This is a genomic window from Bradyrhizobium sp. Ken01 (assembly GCF_055807355.1).
On sequence record NZ_JBVVPC010000153.1, the window covers coordinates 1 to 502 of the forward strand.

A 502-nucleotide genomic window follows, 5' to 3' on the forward strand; every position below is an offset into this window, starting at 1 on the left:
AGGGCCTTGTTGGTCGCATCCTTGAGCGACGCATTGTCGTGTTCGGCAATCAGAAGCGTCGTCATCAGAGCACCCCGGCTTCGTTCTTGAGTTTCGACACCAGCTCGGCGACGTCCTTGACCTTGACGCCCGCCTTGCGGCCCGCCGGCTCGGTCGTGTTGAGAACCTCTAGGCGGGGGGTGGGGTCGACGCCGTAATCGGCCACGGTCTTGTCCGCAATCGGCTTCTTTTTGGCCTTCATGATGTTCGGCAGCGAGGCGTAGCGCGGCTCGTTGAGACGGAGATCGGTGGTGACGATCGCCGGTCCCTTCAGCTTCACGGTCTGCAAGCCGCCGTCGACTTCGCGGGTGACCTTGAAGTCGCTGCCTTCGACCTCGAGCTTCGAGGCGAAGGTCGCCTGCGACCAGCCGAGCAGCGCGGCCAGCATCTGGCCGGTCTGATTGCTGTCGTCGTCGATCGCCTGCTTGCCGAGAATGATCAGGCCCGGCTGCTCTTCGTCCGC

General features: G+C 63.5%; 1 protein-coding gene. It reads right to left on the reverse strand.

Annotated features, from left to right (window positions below):
- Positions 1 to 64: 64 nt before the first annotated feature.
- Positions 65 to 502: electron transfer flavoprotein subunit beta/FixA family protein (locus AC0L3S_RS39145; protein WP_473285301.1), on the reverse strand; the 438-nt coding region annotated here is incomplete at its 5' end.